This window comes from Streptomyces panacea (genome assembly GCF_040560175.1).
GTDB classification, from domain to species: domain Bacteria; phylum Actinomycetota; class Actinomycetes; order Streptomycetales; family Streptomycetaceae; genus Streptomyces; species Streptomyces panacea.
Window position 1 is genome coordinate 30,402 of the sequence record NZ_JARJHW010000019.1, and the last position, 21,215, is coordinate 51,616.

Annotated in this window: 18 protein-coding genes; 10 read left to right on the forward strand and 8 right to left on the reverse strand. The window is 71.4% G+C overall.

Annotation, left to right across the window (positions count from 1 at the left end):
* Positions 1-83: 83 nt before the first annotated feature.
* Positions 84-338: a DUF6243 family protein gene (locus P3L51_RS07405; RefSeq protein WP_354604268.1), complete on the forward strand. Its 255-nt coding sequence runs from the start codon at positions 84-86 to the stop codon at positions 336-338.
* 159 nt (positions 339-497) lie between these two features.
* On the opposite strand, the gene P3L51_RS07410 is transcribed toward P3L51_RS07405, so the two are convergent.
* From P3L51_RS07410 to P3L51_RS07425, 4 genes are all read right to left on the reverse strand, one after another.
* Entirely contained in the window at positions 498-968 is a 471-nt protein-coding gene (locus P3L51_RS07410; RefSeq protein WP_354604269.1) for a MarR family winged helix-turn-helix transcriptional regulator, read from the reverse strand.
* Positions 969-1,242: 274 nt separating this feature from the next.
* The gene (locus P3L51_RS07415; protein WP_354604270.1) at positions 1,243-2,550 is read right to left on the reverse strand and encodes an MFS transporter; all 1,308 of its coding nucleotides are present in this window, start codon (positions 2,548-2,550) and stop codon (positions 1,243-1,245) included.
* Complete coding sequence (locus tag P3L51_RS07420) at positions 2,547-3,164, reverse strand: ArsR/SmtB family transcription factor (protein WP_354604271.1); 618 nt, start codon at positions 3,162-3,164, stop codon at positions 2,547-2,549. Before P3L51_RS07420 ends, P3L51_RS07415 begins: the two co-directional genes overlap by 4 nt.
* Positions 3,165-3,232: 68 nt before the next feature.
* Positions 3,233-4,672 carry an MFS transporter gene (locus P3L51_RS07425; RefSeq protein ID WP_354604299.1) on the reverse strand — a complete coding sequence of 480 codons (1,440 nt, stop codon included), beginning with the start codon at positions 4,670-4,672 and terminating at the stop codon, positions 3,233-3,235.
* 145 nt (positions 4,673-4,817) lie between these two features.
* Between P3L51_RS07425 and dusB the strand changes: the two genes are divergently transcribed.
* Both dusB and P3L51_RS07435 read left to right on the forward strand, forming a co-directional pair.
* Positions 4,818-5,996, forward strand: coding sequence for a tRNA dihydrouridine synthase DusB (gene dusB / locus P3L51_RS07430; protein WP_354604272.1), 1,179 nt, complete (start codon positions 4,818-4,820; stop codon positions 5,994-5,996).
* A 128-nt stretch (positions 5,997-6,124) separates the two neighbouring features.
* Positions 6,125-6,490 carry an SDR family NAD(P)-dependent oxidoreductase gene (locus P3L51_RS07435; protein ID WP_354604300.1) on the forward strand — a complete coding sequence of 122 codons (366 nt, stop codon included), beginning with the start codon at positions 6,125-6,127 and terminating at the stop codon, positions 6,488-6,490.
* Positions 6,491-6,520: 30 nt separating this feature from the next.
* Here P3L51_RS07435 and P3L51_RS07440 read toward each other — a convergent pair whose 3' ends face one another.
* Positions 6,521-7,261 (reverse strand): GntR family transcriptional regulator, encoded by a 741-nt coding sequence (locus tag P3L51_RS07440; RefSeq protein WP_354604301.1) that lies wholly within the window; start codon positions 7,259-7,261, stop codon positions 6,521-6,523.
* Positions 7,262-7,672: 411 nt separating this feature from the next.
* Here P3L51_RS07440 and P3L51_RS07445 point away from each other — a divergent pair, with 411 nt between their 5' ends.
* From P3L51_RS07445 to P3L51_RS07475, 7 genes are all read left to right on the forward strand, one after another.
* The gene (locus P3L51_RS07445; protein WP_435594398.1) at positions 7,673-8,863 is read left to right on the forward strand and encodes an ABC transporter substrate-binding protein; all 1,191 of its coding nucleotides are present in this window, start codon (positions 7,673-7,675) and stop codon (positions 8,861-8,863) included.
* A complete protein-coding gene (locus P3L51_RS07450) occupies positions 8,863-9,768 on the forward strand; it encodes an ABC transporter permease (RefSeq protein ID WP_354604274.1) in 906 nt (301 codons plus the stop codon). The genes P3L51_RS07445 and P3L51_RS07450 overlap by 1 nt, the downstream gene beginning before the upstream one ends.
* Complete coding sequence (locus tag P3L51_RS07455; RefSeq protein ID WP_354604275.1) at positions 9,756-10,694, forward strand: ABC transporter permease; 939 nt, start codon at positions 9,756-9,758, stop codon at positions 10,692-10,694. Before P3L51_RS07450 ends, P3L51_RS07455 begins: the two co-directional genes overlap by 13 nt.
* Positions 10,695-10,701: 7 nt before the next feature.
* Positions 10,702-11,817, forward strand: coding sequence for an ABC transporter ATP-binding protein (locus P3L51_RS07460; protein WP_354604276.1), 1,116 nt, complete (start codon positions 10,702-10,704; stop codon positions 11,815-11,817).
* Positions 11,814-12,512: an HAD family hydrolase gene (locus tag P3L51_RS07465; RefSeq protein ID WP_354604277.1), complete on the forward strand. Its 699-nt coding sequence runs from the start codon at positions 11,814-11,816 to the stop codon at positions 12,510-12,512. The genes P3L51_RS07460 and P3L51_RS07465 overlap by 4 nt, the downstream gene beginning before the upstream one ends.
* Before the next feature lie 297 nt (positions 12,513-12,809).
* The gene (gene ppdK, locus P3L51_RS07470) at positions 12,810-15,554 is read left to right on the forward strand and encodes a pyruvate, phosphate dikinase (protein ID WP_354604278.1); all 2,745 of its coding nucleotides are present in this window, start codon (positions 12,810-12,812) and stop codon (positions 15,552-15,554) included.
* A 434-nt stretch (positions 15,555-15,988) separates the two neighbouring features.
* A complete protein-coding gene (locus tag P3L51_RS07475) occupies positions 15,989-17,014 on the forward strand; it encodes an ArsR/SmtB family transcription factor (protein ID WP_354604279.1) in 1,026 nt (341 codons plus the stop codon).
* Here the strand turns inward: P3L51_RS07475 and P3L51_RS07480 are convergent.
* The 3 genes from P3L51_RS07480 to nirB all read right to left on the reverse strand — a co-directional run bounded on the left by P3L51_RS07480 (position 16,984) and on the right by nirB (position 21,215).
* Positions 16,984-18,144, reverse strand: coding sequence for an alkaline phosphatase PhoX (locus P3L51_RS07480; protein ID WP_354604280.1), 1,161 nt, complete (start codon positions 18,142-18,144; stop codon positions 16,984-16,986). The two genes, P3L51_RS07475 and P3L51_RS07480, sit on opposite strands and share 31 nt — an antisense overlap.
* Positions 18,145-18,330: 186 nt before the next feature.
* Positions 18,331-18,675, reverse strand: coding sequence for a nitrite reductase small subunit NirD (nirD, locus tag P3L51_RS07485; RefSeq protein WP_354604281.1), 345 nt, complete (start codon positions 18,673-18,675; stop codon positions 18,331-18,333).
* Positions 18,672-21,215, reverse strand: coding sequence for a nitrite reductase large subunit NirB (nirB, locus tag P3L51_RS07490; protein WP_354604282.1), 2,544 nt, complete (start codon positions 21,213-21,215; stop codon positions 18,672-18,674). Before nirB ends, nirD begins: the two co-directional genes overlap by 4 nt.

A 21,215-nucleotide genomic window follows, 5' to 3' on the forward strand; every position in this document is an offset into this window, starting at 1 on the left:
CGAGTGAGAACGCGGCGGTCACGGTCCGCCTCTCACCAGACGAATCCGCAGATCACTTCGCCTTCACCAATTCGGGAGAACCCGTGGCAAAAAGCCGGAACAACCTTCTCGGCGTGGGCGGACAGCGTAAGAAGCTGTCCCGTGCCGACCAGCAGGGCAACGGCCCAGGCCGGAACGCCGACCGCAAGGTCGCCGAGGACAAGAAGCAGGAACTCGTGCGGAAGATGCGCGAGCGGGCGACCGGCACGGAGTCCGAGGACGGCACCGAGGACACCACGGACGCGCCGGCCACGACCGGCGCCGCCGACGTGACCGACGGGCCCGCGGCCCAGTCCTGACGCACCGCGTGTGACAGAGCGCGACGACGGCCCGGATCACTCCTGTGATCCGGGCCGTCCCCGTCAGGGCCGGGGCCCGGTTCCGCGCCGACACGGCGGAGCGCCCGGAGCGGCCGTACGAGCTGACGCGCGCCGGGGGCGGGGGCCGGGGTCGAGGTCTCAGTCTTGGGCGCGGGCCTGTCGCCGGTGGTGTTCGAGGACCTTGGCCATGAGCGCGGTCAACCGGGCGCGCTCGTCGGGGGAGAGCGGCGCCAGCAGCGCGTCCTGCGCCCCGTCGAGTGCTTCGCCTGTGCGCCCCAGCGCCGCCTCCCCGTCCGGGGTGAGGGTGATGACGTTGCGGCGCCCGTCGGCCGGGTCGGCGGCGCGAACGGCCAGCCCCCGGGCGGCGAGTTCATTGACGGCCGCCACGACGTAACTGCGGTCGATGGCGCACCTGCGGCCCAACTCGGCCTGGCTGGACGGGCCGAACTCGGCGAGGGCCGACAGCAGCGCGAAGTGGTAGCGCCCCGCGCCGGTCGCGTCGAACGCCTCCCCCGTCAGCCGCGCGGCGTGCGTGGCGGTCTGGGTGATGAGCCAGCTCGGGGCGGCACGCAGCCGGGCCGGTGCGCGATGCGCGTCGGTGGAGTCCATGCCCGGGAGCCTAGGTCGTGTCTTCGAAGTAGCGCCGTCCGCCCGCAGGGCGGGGCCCGCGGCGGCTGGTGCGGTGCGTCGCAAGGCGGAGGATCGGCCTCGTACTGGGCGTACTCGGCCGACTCCGACTCCGACTCCGACAACGCGGCGAGGTGCCGGGCCAGGCGTCGCGGGCCAGGCGGGACTTCGAAGACGCGGCCTAGGGGTGTCCTGCCGATCTTGCCGGGCTCGCGGTCCCTGGCACCGCGCCTTGCCGCGTTCGGCAAGACACGGCCTAGTGCGGTGCCCGGACGGCGTCGGCGCGGGCGGAGAGGGGTTGCCGGAGCTGGGACGTCGGCAGGTTCCTCGTACGGCCGATCGGTGAGAAGAGCAGGATCAGCGCGGCGAGCGGCACGCCCGCGGTGGTGATCCACATCGCCGTACGGATACCGAGCACCGTCCCGAGCGTGCCGCCCAGCAGCGCGCCGAGCGGGATGGCGCCGTAGTTGAGGAAGGCCGTGCTCGCGGTGAGGCGGCCGAGGAGTTCCGGCGGGCAGTAGCGCTGCTGGAAGCCCGCCTTGATGACATTGCCCGCCACCACGCCCGCCGCGACGCAGAATCCGCCCGCCACGTAGAACAGCACCCCGGCTCCGCCGACGGTCAGCGGGATCAGCAGCGCGAACACGGCGAGGCCCAGCTCGAAGACCAGCGTGGCGCGCGCGGTGCCCACCCGGGCCGCGACCCGGCGCGCGAGGAAGGCCCCGGCCACGCCGCCCGTACCGGCCGCGGCGACGAGTCCGCCGACCGGGCCCGGGTCCAGGCCGACGGTCCGTACCAGGAAGACCACCAGGATCGACTGATACCCCATCAGGGCCAGATTGGACGCGGCGCCGAAGACTGTCAGCGTACGGAGCCAGGGGTCTCCCGCGACCAGCCGCAGACCCTCGCCGACCTCGGAGGCCAGCGCGCCGCGCGGGCGCGCGGCCCTCGGGACGCGCGGCTCGCGGTGGCGGATGCGCGACAGGCACAGGAGGGAGACGAGGAAGGTCGCCGCGTTGGCGAACATCCCGTTGACCGCGCCCGCCAACTGTGCGATCAGACCGCCCGATCCGAGCCCGGCGATCTGCGCGGCGGACGCGCTGCCGTGCAGTTTGGCGTTGCCCTCGGGCCGGTCGTCGGGGTCCAGGATGGTCGGCAGATAGGCGGTGTACGCGGTCTGGAAGAAGACGGCCGACGTGCCCGTCAGCAGTGCGACCCCCATCAGCAGACCGACGCTCAGCAGACCGGCCCACGCGGCGAGCGGGACTGCGGTGAACAGCACCAGCGAGACCGCGGCGGCGGCCAGCATGATCGGCCTGTGCCGCGTCCGGTCCACCCAGGCGCCGACCGGCAGGCCGATGACCAGCCAGGGAGCCCAGGTCGCGGCGGTCAGCAGACCGACCTCGAACGTGTCCGCGTCCAGAGTGGAGATGGCGATCAGCGGCATCGCGACCCCGGTCACCGACGTACCGAACTTGCCGGCGGTCTCGCCCAGCCACAGCAGCCGGAAATCATGGTGGCGGCGCAGCAGACCGCCGCGTATCGCGCCGGTTCCGGGCTTCACCGGGTGTCCCGCGGCTTGCGGGGGAAGGACTGGAGCTGTACGACGACGGGCAGGGCCTCGGGGTCCACGGCCTCGTCCGGGCCGGTGTCGGCGGGTGTGTGGCGGGCGATGACCGCCATCAACTCGGCGTTCAAGGCGCTCAGTTGATCCGGCGTCAGGCGCAGGTCGTGCCAGTCCGAGATGGTGCCGGAGGCCCGCCAGGCGTCGTCCCAGTCCTCGTTCAGATAGTCCGTGACCCGGCTGAAGTACTGGCCCACCAGCTCGTGGAGATAGACGGAGAGGGCGCCCCGGGTGCGGGGATCGTCGCGGAAGTCCGCGGTGTTCAGCTCGTTCGGGACGCCGGTCCTGCGCCACCAGCGCTCGCGCTTGGTGCCGCGTCCGGTCTCCTCCTCGATGAAGCCGTGCTCGGCGAGATGACGCAGATGCCAGCTGACGGTGCCGGTGTTCTCGCCGAGGCGTTCGGCGAGGCCGGTGGCGGTGGCCGGTCCGTCGAGGCTGAGCAGTTCGAGGATGTTCATCCGCAGGGGGTGGGCGAGCCCGCGCAGGCTGCGGGCGTCGATACGGCGGGTGGGCCGGGCGGGTGGCGGTGCGGAGTGCTCGGGTTCGTCGGGCATGGCGGCATCGTATGGTGCAGAGGATCCTCTGCATAGAAGTATTTGCAGAGGAGTCTCTGTGATATGGCTCAGGCCATGGAGTCCGGCGAGCCCGGCACCGCCGCCGGATCCAGCCGTTCCGCGTTGCGGCGCGCCGTATCCAGCGCCCACTTTCCGCTGGTCAGCGCGCCGACCACCAGCACGGACACCCCGAGCCCGGTGATGATCCACCACGCGGGCCGGCTCGCGTCCGCGAAGGCCGCGTCGTCGACGGCGCCGCGGTGGGTGACCGCCGCCGCCGCGCCCGCCGCCAGCACCGCCCCGATCACGGCGACGCCCAGCGTCGTCCCGATCTGCCGACTGGTCGAGGCCACCGCGGCGGCCACCCCCGACTGCGACAGCGGCATCCCGGACACCGCCGTGTTGGTGATCGGGGCGTTCACCATGCCGAAGCCGATACCGAACAGGACGTATCCGGTGAAGAGCGGCCCCAGGTGTGACTCCGCCTCGAAGACCGCGAACATCAGGCCGCTCGCCGCGAGGGCCGTGCCCGCGATCAGCAGCGGCACGCGCGCCCCGTACGAGCCGACGAGCCGCCCCGACAGCGGCGCGCAGACGAAGGCGAGCGCCGCCATCGGCAGCATGTAGAGACCGGCGTCCAGGGCGGAGAGATCCCGGACGTTCTGCAGATAGAGCGTGTTCATGAAGAGGAAGCCACCGAGGGCGCCGAACGCGCAGACGGCGATGACCGTGGCCCCGCTGAACGGCGCGCTGCGGAAGAAGCGCAGATCGATCAGCGGCTCCTGGCGCCTCGGTTCGTACAGGATCAGCCCCGTCAGCGCGCACACCGCGACCCCAGCGAAGGCCAGGATCAGCGGCGACGTCCAGCCGGCGGCCGGCGCCTCGATGATCGCGTACGTCACCGCGCCGAGGGTGGCCATGACCAGCAGCTGGCCGACGGGGTCGACGCGTCGCGGCTTGGCGGCGCGGGACTCGGGGACGTACCGCCAGGTGAGGACGGACGCGGTGATCCCGACCGGCACATTGATCAGAAAGATCGCGCGCCAGCCGACTGTCTCCACCAGCAGCCCGCCGATGAGCGGCCCCGCCGCCATCGAGATACCGACGACCCCGCCCCAGATCCCGATCGCACGGGCGCGCTCACGCGGTTCGGTGAAGGTGTTGGTGATGATCGACATCGCGACCGGGTTGAGCATCGAGCCGCCGACGGCCTGCACCATCCGGAACGCCACCAGCGACTCCAGATTCGGCGCGACCGAGCACAGCGCCGAGCCGAGCGTGAAGACCACCAGCCCGGTCTTGAAGACCCGCCGTCTGCCGATGCGGTCGGCCGTGGAGCCCGCGAGCATCAGCAGCGAGGCGATGACCAGCGTGTACGCGTCGATGGTCCACTGCATACCGGCGACCGTGGTGTGCAGGTCCTTCTGCATGGACGGCAGCGCGACGTTGAGCACCGTGGTGTCGAGGCTGACGATCAGCAGACTCATGCAGCAGGTCCCCAGGATCATCAGCCGTCGGCGGGGGCCGCACTCCCGCGAGGACTCCCGCGACGGTTCCGGTTCCGGCTTCCTCGACGGTTCCGGCGAGGACGTGGGGTGGGGAGCCGGCATGGGGCGATGGTAAGTCCGGCGCCCCGGCGGCCCCTCTCCCGCCATGCGCGACAATGGACGGATGACCGCTCCGCTCGCCCCGTCCCCCGCACCGCCCAGCACGCTTGCCGTCGGCCCGTACCCCGTACGCCCGCCCGTGGTGCTCGCGCCGATGGCCGGGATCACCAACGCCCCGTTCCGGACGCTGTGCCGGGAGTTCTCGGGCGGCAAGGGGCTGTTCGTCAGCGAGATGATCACCACGCGGGCGCTGGTCGAGCGCAACGAGAAGACGATGCAGCTCATCCGCTTCGACGCGACCGAGACACCGCGCTCGATCCAGCTCTACGGGGTCGACCCGGGCACCGTCGGCAAGGCCGTCCGCATGATCGCGGACGAGGGCCTGGCCGACCACATCGACCTGAACTTCGGCTGCCCCGTCCCCAAGGTCACCCGCAAGGGCGGCGGCTCGGCCCTCCCGTACAAGCGGCCCCTGCTGCGCGCGATCCTGCACGAGGCGGTGTCGAACGCCGGGGACCTGCCGGTCACCATGAAGATGCGCAAGGGCATCGACGACGACCACCTCACCTACCTGGACGCGGGCCGCATCGCCGTCGAGGAGGGCGTCACGGCGATCGCCCTGCACGGCAGGACGGCCGCCCAGCACTACGGCGGCACGGCCGACTGGGACGCCATCGCCCGCCTCAAGGAGCACGTCCCGGAGATCCCCGTCCTCGGCAACGGCGACATCTGGTCGGCGGACGACGCGCTGCGGATGGTCCGCGAGACCGGCTGCGACGGTGTGGTCGTGGGGCGCGGCTGCCTCGGCCGGCCGTGGATCTTCGGCGATCTGGTGGCGGCCTTCGAGGGTACGGGGGAGCTTGCCCGGCCCGCGCTGCGCGAGGTCGCCGGGGTCATGCGGCGCCACGCGGAGCTGCTGGGGGAGTGGATCGGGGACGAGGCGCGCGGGGTGATCGACTTCCGTAAGCACGTGGCCTGGTACCTGAAGGGCTTCTCGGTCGGCTCCGAGCTGCGCAGGAAGCTCGCGATCACCTCGTCGCTCGCCGAACTGGACGCGCTGCTGGGTGAGTTGGACCTGGACCAGCCGTGGCCGGAGGGCGCCGACGGGCCGCGTGGGCGGACATCGGGGAACAACCGGGTGGTCCTGCCGGACGGCTGGCTGAAGGACCCGTACGACTGCGCGGGCATCGGCGCGGACGCGGAACTGGACACGTCGGGCGGCTGAGCCGAGAGGCAAGGGGGATCGGCGGTCCCTGGACCGGTGGTGCCTTCATCCGCGCTCCGGCCCGGGACGACAGTGGGTCACATGAACACGAACGGGAGCACGACCGGCATCGGCGGACCGGCGCCCTGATCACCGGCGGAAACCGCGGACTCGGCCGGGCCACCGCGCTCGCGCTCGCCGAGGCCGGCACCGACGTGATCCTCACCTACCGGACCGGCAAGGACGACGCCGCCTCGGCGCCGGGCCGTACCGCCGTCGCCGTCGAGCTGGACACGGCGCGGTTCGACACCTTCCCCGCCTTCGCCACCTCCGTACGGGACGCCCTGCGCACGACCTGGGACCGCGACAGCTCCGACTTCCTGGTGAACAACGCCGGCGCCGCGGCACTGCTCGTCTTCACCGCGACTCCCGGCACCGGGAACCAACAGGAGCTCCAACTCCAACTCCAACTCCAACTCCTGCGCGTGCTGGGCGACCGGCAGCCGTACGTCTGAGGCTGGAGCCCTGGCGCAGGGGCGGCCGGATCAACGGCCGGCGACGCCCGGCGCCGCGTGCCGCTCCAGCGGCGCCGCCGCCGCCGAGTTGGAGACGCTGAAGGCGACGGTGCCCGCGCGGTAGCGGTCGTCGGTCCACTCGATGGGGCGGCCCGCCGCCGTGTACGTGATGTAGCGCTGGCGCAGCAGCGGGCTGCCCCGGCGGACCCGCAGCAGCCTGGCGTCCTCGCTGCCCGCCGCGAGCGCGTCGATCAGATGCTCGCCGTAGTGGGCGACTATGCCCGCGTTCGCCGCGATGCTGTCCATGATCGACACGCAGTCGTCGGGCAGCGCCCGGACGGCGGGGGCCACCCAGTCCGTGTAGGCGGTGCGCTCGACCAGGACCGGTTCGCCGTCGAGGTGGCGCAGCCTCAGGACGTCGAGGACCTCGCTGCCGGGGAGGATGCCGAGGCGGGCCGTCTCCTCGGCGGTGGCCGGGCGGGTCGTACGCGTCAGGATGCGGCTGGCGACCTCGCTGCCCATCGCCCGCGCCCACTGCGCGAAGCTGTTGAGCTGCTGGAAGCTGTGCCGCCGCTCCTGGCGCAGGACGACACGGCGGGCTCCCTGGCGGGAGCCGATCAGGCCCTCGGAGGCGAGCAGCCCCACGGCCTGGCGGACCGTGCCGCGCGAGGCGGACCAGTGGGCCGCGAGATCGCTCTCGGACGGCAGGCGCGCGCCGACCGGGTACTCGCCGCCGAGGATCGACTGCCGCAGCGCCTCCGCGATCTCCAGATAGCGCGAACCCGCCGGACTCCCCGAACCCGCCGGACTCCCCGAACCCGCCGGACCTCCCGAGCCCGAGCCCGAACCTGCTCCCGCACCCGACCCTGAACTCGCCGAACTTTCCACGCCGTTGCTCTCCCCGGATCGGTCGGTCGTCACTCTCGCCCCGGTCCGGTCGGTCAGCCGGCCCGGCTGCGCACACCTACGCCTGTACGCGGACGCCTCCCAGGCACCGTACCCGCTCCCACGCCCCCACCCCCCACCCTCCTGAATTCCGGTGCCGATCAGGTGCTTTGTGGGCGTTTTTGTCTTCCGCGGCCTGTGCCGCGGCGGCCATCGGCCGTTCACCCCCCGGTCATCCGCACCAGGCGAACTGATCCCAGCTTGTATGAACAAGTTGAGCCATCGACTCGAACCCTCATCGCCTCCGGGAGACCCCGCGTGACCCGAATCCGCGTACGCGCCAACGGCCGGCTCATCGCCGCCCTGGCGCTCAGTACCGCCGCACTCACCACGCTCACCGCCTGCGGTGCGAAGTCCGACACGTCCGCCGACGCCGACGCGGCCGGCGGCGTGAAGGCGGGCACCGCCGCGTCCGTCGCGGACTTCGGCGGCATGGACGCCCTCGTCGCCGCGGCCGAGAAGGAGGGCACGCTCAACGCGATCGCCCTGCCGCCGGACTGGGCGAACTACGGCGAGATCATCAAGTCCTTCGAGGCGAAGTACAAGGTCGAGGTGAAGGTCGAGACGCCGGACGCCGCCAGCGCCGACGAGATCAACGCCATCAAGTCCCGCAAGGGCCAGGACCGTGCCCCCGACGTCGTCGACCTCGGCATCCCCTTCGACCGCAGCGGCGCCGCCGAGGGCCTCTTCGCCCCGTACAAGGTGACGTCCTTCGACAAGATCCCCACGGCCCAGAAGGACCCGAACGGCCTCTGGTACAACGACTACGGCGGCTACATCTCCATCGGCTGCGACGCCGAGCGCATCAAGACCTGCCCCACCACCTTCGCCGATCTCCTCAAGCCCGAGTACAAGGGCAAGGTCGCGCTCAACGGCAACCCGAACAAGTCCGGCTCGGCCTTCGGCGGCGTGTACGCGGCGTCCCTCGCCAACAAGGGCGGCTTCACCGACATCCAGCCCGGCATCGACTTCTTCGGCAAGCTGAAGAAGAGCGGCAACTTCATCCCCGTCGAGTCCACCCCGGCGACGGTCCAGAAGGGCGAGACGCCCATCTCGATCGACTGGGACTATCTGAACGCGGGCTACGCCGACCAGTTCAAGGGCAAGGGCGTCGACTGGCAGGTCGCCGTACCGACCGACGGCGTGTACGCGCAGTACTACTCGCAGGCGATCAACAAGGACGCGCCGCACCCGGCCGCCGCCCGTCTGTGGATGGAGTACCTGTACAGCGCGGAGGGCCAGAACCTCTTCCTGAAGGGGTACGCCAGGCCCGTACTGCTGCCCTCGATGACCGAGGACGGCTCCGTCGACAAGACCTTCGTCACCAAGCTGCCCAAGGTCGACGGCGACCCGACGTTCCCCGAGGCCGCCGATCTCGACAGCGTCAAGGCGGTACTCGCCGAGAACTGGGACAAGGCCGTCTCCTGATGGCCGTCGCCGCCCCCTCGCCCGCTCCGGGCACCGCCGACGGCATCCGCCGTCGGCGGCGGGCGCCCCGACCGCGCGCCTGGCTCGGGGCCCTGCCGCTGCTCGTCTTCGCCGGCGTCTGCTTCGGACTGCCCGTCGCCGCCGTCGTGTACGGAGCCTTCACCACCGAGGACCCGGTCACCGGAGCCACTTCGGCCACCGGCGCGAATGTCTCCACCTCGCTCCAGGGGCCGTATCTCACCTCCCTCACCGGCAGCGTCGAACTGTCCGCGCTGACCGCCCTGATCGGCACCGTCCTCGGCATGCTCATCGCCCAGGCCGTCGTCACCTCACGGCGGCGCGCGCTGCGCGAGTCCGTCCTCACCGCGTCCGGCGTCCTCGCCAACTTCGGGGGCGTTCCCCTCGCGTTCGCCTTCGTCGCGACTCTCGGCATCTCCGGTGTCGTCACCCAGCTCGCGCACCTCGACGCGGCGGGCTGGAATCTGTACTCCTTCACCGGACTCACCGTGATCTACCTCTACTTCCTGGTGCCGCTGATGGTGCTGGTCAGCGTCCCCGCGCTGGACGGCCTTCGCCCGCAGTGGCGCGAGGCCGCGCAGAACGCCGGGGCCACGGACGCGCAGTTCTGGCGCCATGTCGGGCTGCCGGTCCTCGCGCCCACCCTGCTCGGCGGATTCGTGCTGCTCTTCGGCAGCGCCTTCGCCGCGTACGCGACGGCCGCCGCGCTCGTCGGCGGATCCGTGCCGCTGGTCACCCTGAAGATCGCCGCCGCGCTGTCCGGGAACGTGCAGGTCGGCCAGGAGAACGTGGCACTCGCGCTGAGCCTCGACATGATCGTGATCGCCGGTGTGGTGATGGCGCTCTACCTGCCCCTCCAGCGACGGAGCACCCGATGGCTGCACTGACCCCGACGGCGTCCGCGCCGCCGCCGACGCCTGCGCCTCCCAAGGAGGTGACGTCGGCCGCCTCCTCCGTACGGAGGAGGAACCGCCCGCGCGTCTGGCGCGGCGCCGTCCTGGCCCTGGCCGGGATCTACTTCGTCGTCCCCCTGCTCGCCTCGTTCGTCTTCACCGTGCACACGCCGGGACAGGGCGTCTCCTTCGAGGCGTACACCGGGATCCTGTCGGCGGACGGCTTCGCGGACAGCCTGCTGCTCTCGCTCGGACTCGCCGCCTGCACCATCGCGCTGTCCCTGCTGCTGGCCGTGCCCGCGCTCGTCGCGGTACGGCTCGGGGCGCCGAGGCTGCGGCCTGTCGTGGAGATCGTCTGCATGCTGCCGCTGGTGGTGCCGCCGATCGCGCTGGTCAGCGGGATCACCACCGTCCTGCGCTGGGGACCGGAGCACCTGTCCACGACTCCGCTCTACCAGACGTTCCTCGTCGTGCAGGACGAGTCGTTCCCGCTGGTGCTGGTGATCGCCTACACCGTGCTCGCGCTGCCGTTCGTGTACCGGTCGCTGGACGCGGGGCTGCGCGCCGTCGACGTACCCACGCTCGTGGAGGCCGCGCGCAACTGCGGGGCGAGCATGCCGTACGTGATCCTCCGCGTCGTCCTGCCCAACCTGCGCTCGTCGCTCGCGGGGGCCTCGTTCCTGACACTGGCGCTGGTCCTCGGCGAGTACACGATCGCCGCGCTGCTCGGCTATCAGCCGTTCGCGGTGTGGATCGTCACCATCTCCGGCTCCCAGGCCCAGACATCGGTCGCGGTGTCACTGCTCAGCCTGCTGATCGCGTGGGCGCTGCTGATGGTCCTGTCCCGCGCGGGAGCGCGCGCGGGTGCCCAGGCCCAGGCCCCGACCCCCGCCCCGACCGCCCTCTCCGGCAAGGAGTGACCCACCCATGTCCGCCATATCCACGCTGCCCGACGGCGCGAGCGCGCCGGGGCCGGCCGGCCCCGGCGCGCTCGTCGAATTCCGCGGTCTGCGACGGGAGTTCGGCCCCACCGTCGCACTCGACGGTCTCGACCTGACCGCCCGCCCCGGCGAACTCCTCGCCCTGCTCGGCCCGTCGGGCTGCGGCAAGACCACCGCGCTGCGCGTCCTCGCGGGCTTCGAGCACCCCGACGCCGGCGACGTGCTCGTGGACGGCGAGGACATCACCCGTGTCCCGGCCAACCGCCGTGACGCGGGCATGGTGTTCCAGTCGTACAGCCTCTTCCCACACCTCAACGCCCGCGACAACGTGGCCTTCGGGCTGCGCGTACGGAAGGTGTCCGCCGCCGAGCGGCGCGCCCGCGCCGCCGAACTCCTCGACCTCGTCGGCCTTCCCGAGCACGGCGACCGCTTCCCTCACCAGATGTCCGGCGGCCAGCAACAGCGGGTCGCGCTGGCCCGCGCGCTCGCGCTGCGCCCACGTGTCCTGCTGCTTGACGAGCCGCTGTCGGCGCTCGACGCGAAGGTCAGGCTGTCCCTGCGCGAGGAGATCCGGCGGCTCCAGCTCTCGCTCGGCATCACCACGATCTTCGTCACGCACGACCAGGAGGAGGCGCTGTCGATGGCCGACCGGGTCGCCGTCCTCAACGCGGGCCGGCTTGAGCAGTGCGCGCCGCCCGCCGAGCTGTACGAGCGGCCCGCGACCGCCTTCGTCGCCGAGTTCGTCGGCACGATGAACCGGCTGCCGGGGCGGCTCACCGACGGCGGCCGGGTGGCGGTCGCCGGAGTGACGCTGCCGGTGGACGGGGAGGTCCCGGCGGGCCGCGACCTCCCCGTGGACGTGCTGATCCGGCCCGAGAACGTCACGGCGACCGCCGACGAGCGGGGGACCGCCACGGTCGTCTCCGCGTCGTTCTTCGGGTCCGTGACGCGTGTGCTGCTCGATCTGTCCGGCGGTGGCACCGTGAAGGCCGACGTGCCGTCACGGGACGCGGGGGCACTGGCACCGGGTGTCCGGGCCACCGTCCGGCCCGCGGACCGCCCGGTGCTGGTCGTCCCTCCCGCGGCCGGGACGGGCGCGTGAGCGCCCCGGGCCGCGGGCCCGCCGCCGTGCTCTTCGACATGGACGGCACCCTCGTGGACACCGAGACGCTGTGGTGGGAGTCGGCCGCCGAGGTCGCCGCGGGCCTCGGCCACCACCTCTCGGACGCCGACGCGCGCGAGGTCGTGGGCCGCGCCGTCGCCGACACGGCCGCCCATCTCGTACGGGTGACGGGCGCGCCCTGCCCGGACGCGGTCGCCGCCGACCTCACCGCCTCCTTCCTGCGGCGTGTCGACGCGGGCGCGCCGCCGCGCCCCGGAGCCCGTCGGCTGCTGGCCGCGCTCGAAGCCGCAGGGGTGCCGTTCGCGCTGGTCAGCGCCTCACCGCGGCCGGTGGTCGACTCGGTCGTCGCCGGTTCCCTGGCCGATGTCGCCTTCGCCTTCACGCTGTCGGCCGACGACACCGTACGGACCAAGCCGCACCCGGATCCCTACCGGGCGGCGGCCGAGCGCTTCGGCGTCGCGACCGGCGCGTGCGTGGCCGTCGAGGACTCCCCGGACGGCACGGCCTCCGCCGAGGCCGCCGGGTGCCCCGTCCTCGTCGTCCCCTCGCTCCTGCCGGTGGCGGCGGGGGAGGGCCGGTACTTCGCGGGCAGCCTGGAGGACGTGGATCTGGCGGTGCTGGAGGGCGTGATTCTCGCCACGTCTGATAGATCCTTCGCTCAGACGAGCGGTTGACGCGCGACTGCACTTCCGGAAGGGGTGGCACCCAGTGCCACCCCTTCCGCGTTCGAGAAGTGAACTCAGAAGTCGCGACACCCGCTCAGATGAGCGAGTTGTGTCATGCAAAGGTCATGCCCGGTTCGAGGCGTGAAGGGGAGCGGGGCGGGTGACCCCCCGTCATACGCATTCGATCCAGTGGCGGACGGGTGGTTGCGGCCGCATGACGGACAAGTGGACATGTCCGGGCACCTTCGATCTGGGTATGTTCCTCGCCGTCAGGGCAGCCAGCGCCTCCCGGAGGAGTCGAGATCCGTGTCGGAAAGCAAAGACACCCACGTAGCGGCGGACAACGCCCCACAGAACCAGAAGTTCGTCTACGACTTCACCGAGGGCAACAAGGATCTCAAGGGCCTCCTCGGCGGCAAGGGCGCCAACCTCGCCGAGATGACCAACCTCGGGCTGCCCGTCCCTCCGGGCTTCACGATCACCAGCGAGGCGTGCAAGGTCTACCTCGCCACCGGCACGGAGCCGGCCGCCCTGCGTGACGAGGTCAGCGCACACCTCGACGCCCTCCAACTGGCCATGGGCAAGAAGCTCGGGCAGGCCGACGACCCGCTGCTCGTCTCCGTACGGTCCGGCGCCAAGTTCTCCATGCCCGGGATGATGGACACCGTCCTCAACATCGGCCTCTCGGACAAGTCCGTCGCCGGCCTCGCCAAGCAGTCCGGCGACGAGCGCTTCGCCTGGGACTCGTACCGCAGACTCATCCAGATGTTCGGCAAAACGGTCCTCGGCATCGACGGCGACCTCTTCGAGGAGGCGCTGGAGGAGGCCAAGCGGGCGAAGAAGGCCGCCACCGACATCGACCTCGACGCCGGCGACCTGAAGAAGCTGGTCAAGCAGTTCAAGAAGATCGTCGCGCGCGACGCGGGCCGCGACTTCCCGCAGGACCCGCGCGAGCAGATGGACCTCGCCATCTGCTCCGTCTTCGAGTCGTGGAACACCGACCGCGCCAAGCTCTACCGCCGCCAGGAGCGCATCCCCGGCGACCTCGGCACCGCCGTCAACATCTGCTCCATGGTCTTCGGCAACCTCGGCCCGGACTCCGGCACCGGCGTCGCCTTCACCCGCGACCCGGCCAGCGGCCACCAGGGCGTGTACGGCGACTACCTCCAGAACGCGCAGGGCGAGGATGTCGTCGCCGGCATCCGCAACACCGTGCCGCTCGCCGATCTGGAGACCATCGACAAGACGTCGTACGACCGGCTGTTGCAGATCATGGAGATCCTGGAGACGCACTACCGGGACCTCTGCGACATCGAATTCACCATCGAGCGCGGCGAGTTGTGGATGCTCCAGACCCGCGTCGGCAAGCGCACCGCCGGCGCCGCCTTCCGGATCGCGACGCAGCTCGTCGACCAGGGCCTGATCGACGAGGCGGAGGCGCTCCAGCGCGTCAACGGCTCCCAGCTCGCGCAGCTGATGTTCCCGCGCTTCGACGACGGCGCGAAAGCCGAGCTGCTGGGGCGCGGTATCGCCGCCTCGCCCGGCGCCGCCGTCGGCAAGGCCGTCTTCGACTCGTACACCGCCGTCAAGTGGTCGCGCTCCGGCGAGCGGGTCATCCTCATCCGCCGCGAGACCAACCCCGACGACCTGGACGGCATGATCGCCGCCGAGGGCATCCTCACCTCGCGCGGCGGCAAGACCTCGCACGCGGCCGTCGTCGCCCGCGGCATGGGCAAGACCTGTGTCTGCGGCGCGGAGGAGCTGGAGGTCGACACCAAGCGGCGCCGGATGACCGTCGGCAGGACCGTCATCGAGGAGGGCGACATCGTCTCCGTCGACGGCTCGACCGGCAAGGTCTACCTCGGCGAGGTCCCGGTCGTCCCCTCGCCGGTGGTCGAGTACTTCGAGGGCCGTATGCACGCGGGCGCCGACGACGCCGACGAACTGGTCGAGGCCGTGCACCGGATGATGGCGTACGCCGACCGCCGCCGCCGGCTGCGGGTGCGTGCCAACGCCGACAACGCCGAGGACGCGCTGCGGGCCCGCCGCTTCGGCGCGCAGGGCATCGGACTGTGCCGCACCGAGCACATGTTCCTCGGTGAACGCCGCGCCATGGTCGAGAGGCTGATCCTCGCGGACACCGACGACGAGCGCGAGCAGGCGTTGAAGACCCTGCTGCCGCTCCAGAAGAAGGACTTCGTCGAGCTGTTCGAGGCGATGGACGGACTGCCGGTCACCGTACGGCTGCTGGACCCGCCGCTGCACGAATTCCTGCCCGACATCACGGAGTTGTCGGTACGCGTCGCGCTCGCCGAGTCCCGCGAGGACCACAACGAGAACGACCTGCGGCTGCTCCAGGCCGTGCACAAGCTGCACGAGCAGAACCCGATGCTCGGTCTGCGCGGCGTACGGCTCGGCCTGGTCATCCCCGGCCTGTTCGCGATGCAGGTACGGGCCATCGCCGAGGCCGCGGCCGAGCGCAGGCACGCCAAGGGCGACCCGCGGGCCGAGATCATGATCCCGCTCGTCGGCACCGTCCAGGAGCTGGAGATCGTCCGCGACGAGGCCGCGCAGGTCATCGCCGAGGTGCGCAAGGCCACTGGGATCGACCTCAAACTGTCGCTCGGCACGATGATCGAACTGCCGCGCGCCGCACTGACGGCCGGTCAGATCGCCGAAGCCGCCGAGTTCTTCTCCTTCGGTACGAACGACCTCACCCAGACCGTGTGGGGCTTCTCCCGCGACGACGTCGAGGCGAGCTTCTTCACCGCGTACCTGGAGAAGGGCATCTTCGGGGTGTCGCCCTTCGAGACGATCGACATGGACGGCGTCGGCGCGCTCGTGCGCAGCGCGTGCGAGGCCGGCCGCAGGACGCGGCCCGATCTGAAGCTGGGTGTCTGCGGCGAGCACGGCGGCGACCCCGAGTCGGTGCACTTCTTCCACGAGGTGGGCCTGGACTACGTGTCCTGCTCGCCGTTCCGCATCCCCGTGGCGCGTCTGGAGGCCGGGCGGGCGGCGGCGCAGTCGGACGGCAGCGGCGACTCACGCTGACACCGGCACCCGGCTTCCGGTGTCACGCCGCAGGCGAATCCGGTTACTCCCGTTCTTCCCGGAACGGATAAGGGCGGGACGTAAGCGCGGGACGTGAGCGCGCGGCGTAAGTCCGGGACATAAGCCTGGGGCACAAACGAATCGGGGCGCGGCCGGTGGATCCCCATCCATCGGCCGCGCCCCGTTTTCCGGCCGGGCACGGAGCCGCAACCCTCACCGACCGCCGCCGGACGAGCAAAGCCCCCCACGGCCTTCGCTGCGCCTTTCCGGTGGCTCGGGTTTCGCGCCTGACCTGGTACAGCCTTTCGTTTCGCACCCGACCGGCGCGATGCGTTTCAACTGTGGCTGAAACTCCGTGGTGACGGCCTGTGATGGCATGCATACTCATCGCTGGGGTCGATTGCGGATGCACAGAAGTAACAAGTGGGGGATCGGTGCTGCGAATTCATTTCACGGGGAGAGACCTTGGCGGGGTCCGGATGGCCGCCGGTCCCGACCCGCTGTGGGAAACGATTCTCAGCTTTCACCGATTGCGCGACCGGCGGGGCGCACTCGTCTTCGGGGAATGGCGCACGGAAACGCGTGTGAGGTTGAAAGGTGAAACACGTCTGCTCGGCGCGCTGATACCCAGACGCGGCTATTTCCCGGATTTCCTCAACCCCCCGGAGAGCCGCATCGGGCTCGCGGAGGGACTGGAGGCGCTGCGCGCGACACCGGGGGAGCGGATCCGTACGGAACTGGCCCTGCTCGCCGCCGCCCCGCGCGCCCTCCCGCCCCGGGCCGCCGCGCTCCGCGAGGACGACCCGGCGGAGCTGGGCCGGCTCGCCGGGGCGCTGCGCGCGTACCACCGGGCAGCCGTGGAGCCGTACTGGCCGCACATCAGGGCACGCGCCGAGGCGGACCGGGTCGTCAGGGGCCGGGCGCTGCTCGACGGCGGTACCGACGAACTGCTCGCCACGCTCCCCCCGATGATCCGCTGGCGCGCGCCGGTCCTGGAGACCGACTATCCGGTCGACCGCGAACTGTGGCTGGACGGGCGGGGGTTGCTCCTCCAGCCGTCGTTCTTCTGCCGCGCGACACCGGTCGTCTACCGCGACCCGCTGCTGCCGCCGGTGCTCGTCTACCCCATCACGCACGCGGACGCCCCGGCCGCCGTGGGGCACGGCGGCCGGGGCGCCGGAGCGTCCCTCGGCCGGCTGGTCGGCCGTACGCGCTCGGCTGTCCTGAGCGCCATAGAACACGGCACGACCACCAGCGAACTGGCCCGCAGGGCAGGGGTGTCGCTCGCCTCGGCCAGCCAGCACGCGTGCGTCCTGCGCGAGGCGGGCCTGGTCGTGACCCTGCGCCACGGCAACGCCGTCCTGCACTCACTCACACCGCTGGGCGCCGCCCTGCTGCACGGCGGCGCCCAGGGGCTGTCCCGTGTGTCCTATGTGCGGAACGGCCCGGTCACCTCGTAGGTGATGCCGCCCGACGAACTGCCGCTCGTACCGCGCTGGCTGGAGAAGTACAGCCGCGATCCGTCGGGCGAGAAGGCCGGACCGGTGATCTCGGAGCCCGACTGTCCCCCGACGCGCAGGAACGGCGCGACGACGTCATCGGGAGTGATCACACAGATCTCCAGATTCCCGCCGTCCTCCGCGACGAACAGATCGCCGGACGAGGAACCGGTGACGTTGTCGACCCCGGTCAGCGGGGCGCCGCCGCCGCTGACGAGCGAGTCGTCGTACGTCAACTCGTAGGTGGACGCGGCCGGATCGACCCGCCAGACGCGGTTGTCGCCCTTGGTGGTGAACCACACCGAGCCGTCCGCGTAGTAGCAGCCCTCGCCACCGTTGAACCGCTTGGCGCCCGAGACCTGGTCCCGGGTCTGGGTCGGCGAACCGTCCGGGTCCGGCACCGTCACCCAGGTGAAAGCACCCGAGGTGGCGGTGCCGGCCCGCAGCACCTGGAGGGTGCCCGAGGAGAGGTCGCCCCAAGTGGTGGGCGTGAACCGGTAGAAGCACCCGTTCGTCTCGTCCTCGGTCAGATAGATCACCCGGCGCACCGGGTCGGCCGCCGCGGCCTCGTGCTTGAACAGGCCCATCGCGTCACGCCGTACCGCCGCCTTCACGCCCCACGGATCGGTCTCGTACACATACCCGCGGGTCACCTCCTCGCAGGAGAGCCAGGTGTTCCACGGGGTACTGCCGCCCGCGCAGTTCTGCCGGGTGCCGGTCAGGATCCGGTACGCGCCGGTGATCGCGCCCGCCGCCGAGAAGCGGACCGCGCCCGCGCCGCCGGACGGATTGATCTCCGAGTTGGAGACATAGATCCAGCCACTGCCGTCGGCGTAACAGGCGCCGCCGTCAGGGGCGTTGTGCCAGGTGTACGACGTGCCGGGCACGGTCTGCCCGGACCGCGCGACGACCCTGCTGGTGAATCCGGCGGGCAGCCGGATGTTGTTGCCGTCGGCTGATGCGAGCGCTCCGTACGGTCCCGCGCCGGGCTGCGCGGGGTCGGCGTAGGCCGCGCCGCGCCAGAGAGTGCCGCCGAGTGCGGCGGCGGAGCTTCCGATGACCGCTCCACGCAGAAAATTGCGACGTTCCACTGGGCCGCTCCATGGGGGTGGGGTGGGCGTGAGGTCGCGTGCGGGCAACAGCGTAGGGCGACCTGATGGCCACTGTCTGAACATCCGGGCGGCATGGCCGGTCATCGGTGATAACAGCTACGCGTCCGGATCGAACTCCTCGGTCCTGGCCACGGATCGGACTCCAAGCCCAGGTGGAACGAACGGTCAGGATTTGATCCGGGAGGGGTAGACCGTCACCGCGACCGACTCGTCGTCCAGGCAGCGGCCCGTCTCCAGATCGAAGCGCTGCTTCAGCAGCGGCGACGCCACGAAGGCCCGGCCGTCCGAGGTGCCGGTCAGCCCGCGCGAGAGCACCTGGGCGCCGGAGTACGGATCACGGTTGTCGATCGCGTACGTACGGCCCGCCCGGTCCACGAACAGCGCGGCCTGCCGGCCGTCCGGCAGCAGCGCGGCCACCCCCCGGCCCGCGATGAGCGCGGAACGCTCGCAGATCGGCAACCAGTGCCCACCCAGGCGGAGTTGGAGTACGGGGTAGGTGGTCGGGCTCATCGGGCCGACACTCCTTCCAGCGTCAGGAACGTCAGATCCGGCTTCACCTGGTCACGCTCCGGCACGAACCGCACCGTCGGATCCGGCGCGTCCGGCGCGTTGACGAAGGAGACGAAGCGGCGCAGCCGCTCCGGGTCGTCCAGCGTCTGGGCCCACTCGTCGCGGTAGCCCGTCACATGGTCGGCCATCAGCCTCTCCAACTCCCCGCACAGGCCCAGCGAATCGTGCACGACCACGTCCCGCACATGGTCGAGACCGCCCTCGATCCGGCCGAGCCATGTCGAGGTGCGCTCAAGACGGTCGGCGGTGCGGATGTAGAACATCAGGAAGCGGTCGATCAGCCGCACCAGTGCCTCGTCGTCCAGATCCCGCGCCAGCAGGTCCGCGTGGCGCGGCTCGGCGCCGCCGTTGCCGCCGACGTACAGATTCCAGCCCTCCGCCGTCGCGATGATCCCGAAGTCCTTGCCGCGTGCCTCCGCGCACTCCCGCGCGCAGCCCGACACCGCCGACTTGAGCTTGTGCGGCGCGCGCAGGCCCCGGTAGCGCAGCTCCAGATCGATGGCCATCTTCACCGAGTCCTGCACGCCGTACCGGCACCAGGTCTGTCCGACGCACGACTTCACCGTGCGCAGCGCCTTTCCGTACGCGTGCCCCGACTCGAAGCCCGCCGCCACCAACCGCGCCCAGATCTGAGGCAGTTGGTCGACGCGCGCGCCGAAGAGGTCGATGCGCTGCCCACCCGTGATCTTTGTGTAGAGCCCGAAGTCCCGTGCCACCTCACCGATCACGATCAGCTTCTCCGGCGTGATCTCGCCGCCCGGGATGCGCGGCACGATCGAGTACGAGCCGTTGCGCTGCAAGTTGGCGAGGAAGTGGTCGTTCGTGTCCTGGAGCGCGGCCTGTTCGCCGTCCAGGACATGGCCGCTCAGCCCCAGCGTCGGCGCGAGCGAGGCGATGATCGAACCGACGGTCGGCTTGCAGATCTCGCAGCCGTCACCCCCGCGCGCGCCCTCGCGGCCGTGCGAGTCGAGCAGCGAGGCGTACGACGTCACGCGCAGGGTGCGCACGATCTCGTACAACTCGCCCCGCGTGTGCGGGAAACAGCCGCACAGTCCGCCGTCGCCCGCCGTGGGCAGGAGCTGCCCCACCACCTTCAGACAACTGCCGCAGCCCGTACCGGCCTTGGTGCACTTCTTCACCTCCGGCAGCGTCGCGCACGCGGTGATCGCGCCCTTCGTCACGTGGTGACAGCTACAGATCACCGCGGTGTCCGGCAGTGAGGCCGGACCGAGCGCGGCCGGCGCCCCGGCCCCCGGCGGCAGGACGAGCTGTTCCGGCGGTACGGGCGGTACGGAACCCGTGAGCGGGCGCAGCATCCCGTACGCGTCGGCGTCACCGACCAGCACGCCCCCGAGCAGCGTGCCGTCCGCGCCGAGGACGACCTTCTTGTAGACGCCCGAGCGGGAGTCCGCGTACACGACGTCGAGGCAGCCTGGGGCGGCGCCGTGCGCGTCCCCGAACGAGGCGACGTCCACACCCAGCAGCTTGAGCTTCGTGGACAGATCGGCTCCGGTGAACTCGGCCGCGCCCTCGGTGACTTCGGCGATCGCGTCCGCCGCCGTCCGCGCCATCTCGTAGCCAGGCGCCACCAGTCCGTACACCCGCCCGTCGGCCGCGAGCGCGCACTCGCCGATCGCGAAGACCCGGGGATCCGACGTACGGCACCGCTCGTCGACCGCGACGCCGCCGCGCTCGCCGACCCGCAGCCCCGCGTCGCGCGCGAGCCGGTCCCGGGGCCGTACCCCCGCCGAGAAGACGACCATATCCGTCGCCAGGACCGAACCGTCCGACAGCGCCATGCCGTTGACCGCGCCCGCCGCGTCCGTCGTCACCTCCTGTGTGCCGACGCCCGCGTGCACGGCCAGCCCCATGCCCTCGATGCTGCGCAGCAGCGCCGCGCCTCCACCCTCGTCCACCTGGACGGGCATCAGCCGGGGCGCGAACTCCACGATGTGCGTGTCGAGTCCGAGGCTCCGCAACGCGCCGGCCGCCTCAAGACCGAGCAGTCCGCCGCCCACCACGGTGCCGGTGCGGGCGGTCTTCGCGTACTCCTCGATCGCCAGCAGGTCCTCGATCGTGCGGTAGACGAAACAGCCGGTCGCGTCCTTGCCCGGCACCGGCGGCAGATACGGGTACGAGCCGGTGGCCAGCACGAGCGTGTCGTACGTGAAGGTCAGCCCGGCGCGCGAGGTGACCGTGCGCGCCGCCCGGTCGACGGTCTCCGCCGGGTCGTCCAGGTGCAGCTCGATACCGTGCCGGGCCATGAAGTCCGGCTCGACCAGGGAGAGTTCGTCGGGGGTGCGGCCGGAGAAGTACGAGGTCAGCCGGACCCGGTCATAGGCCGGTCGCGGCTCCTCGCAGAGCACCACGACCCTCGCCCGACCGGTCGTGCCGCGCTCGGCGAGGGCTTCGAGGAACCGCTGGCCGACCATGCCGTGGCCGACGACCACGATGGTGGGGCGGGGCGTTGTGTCGGGCAT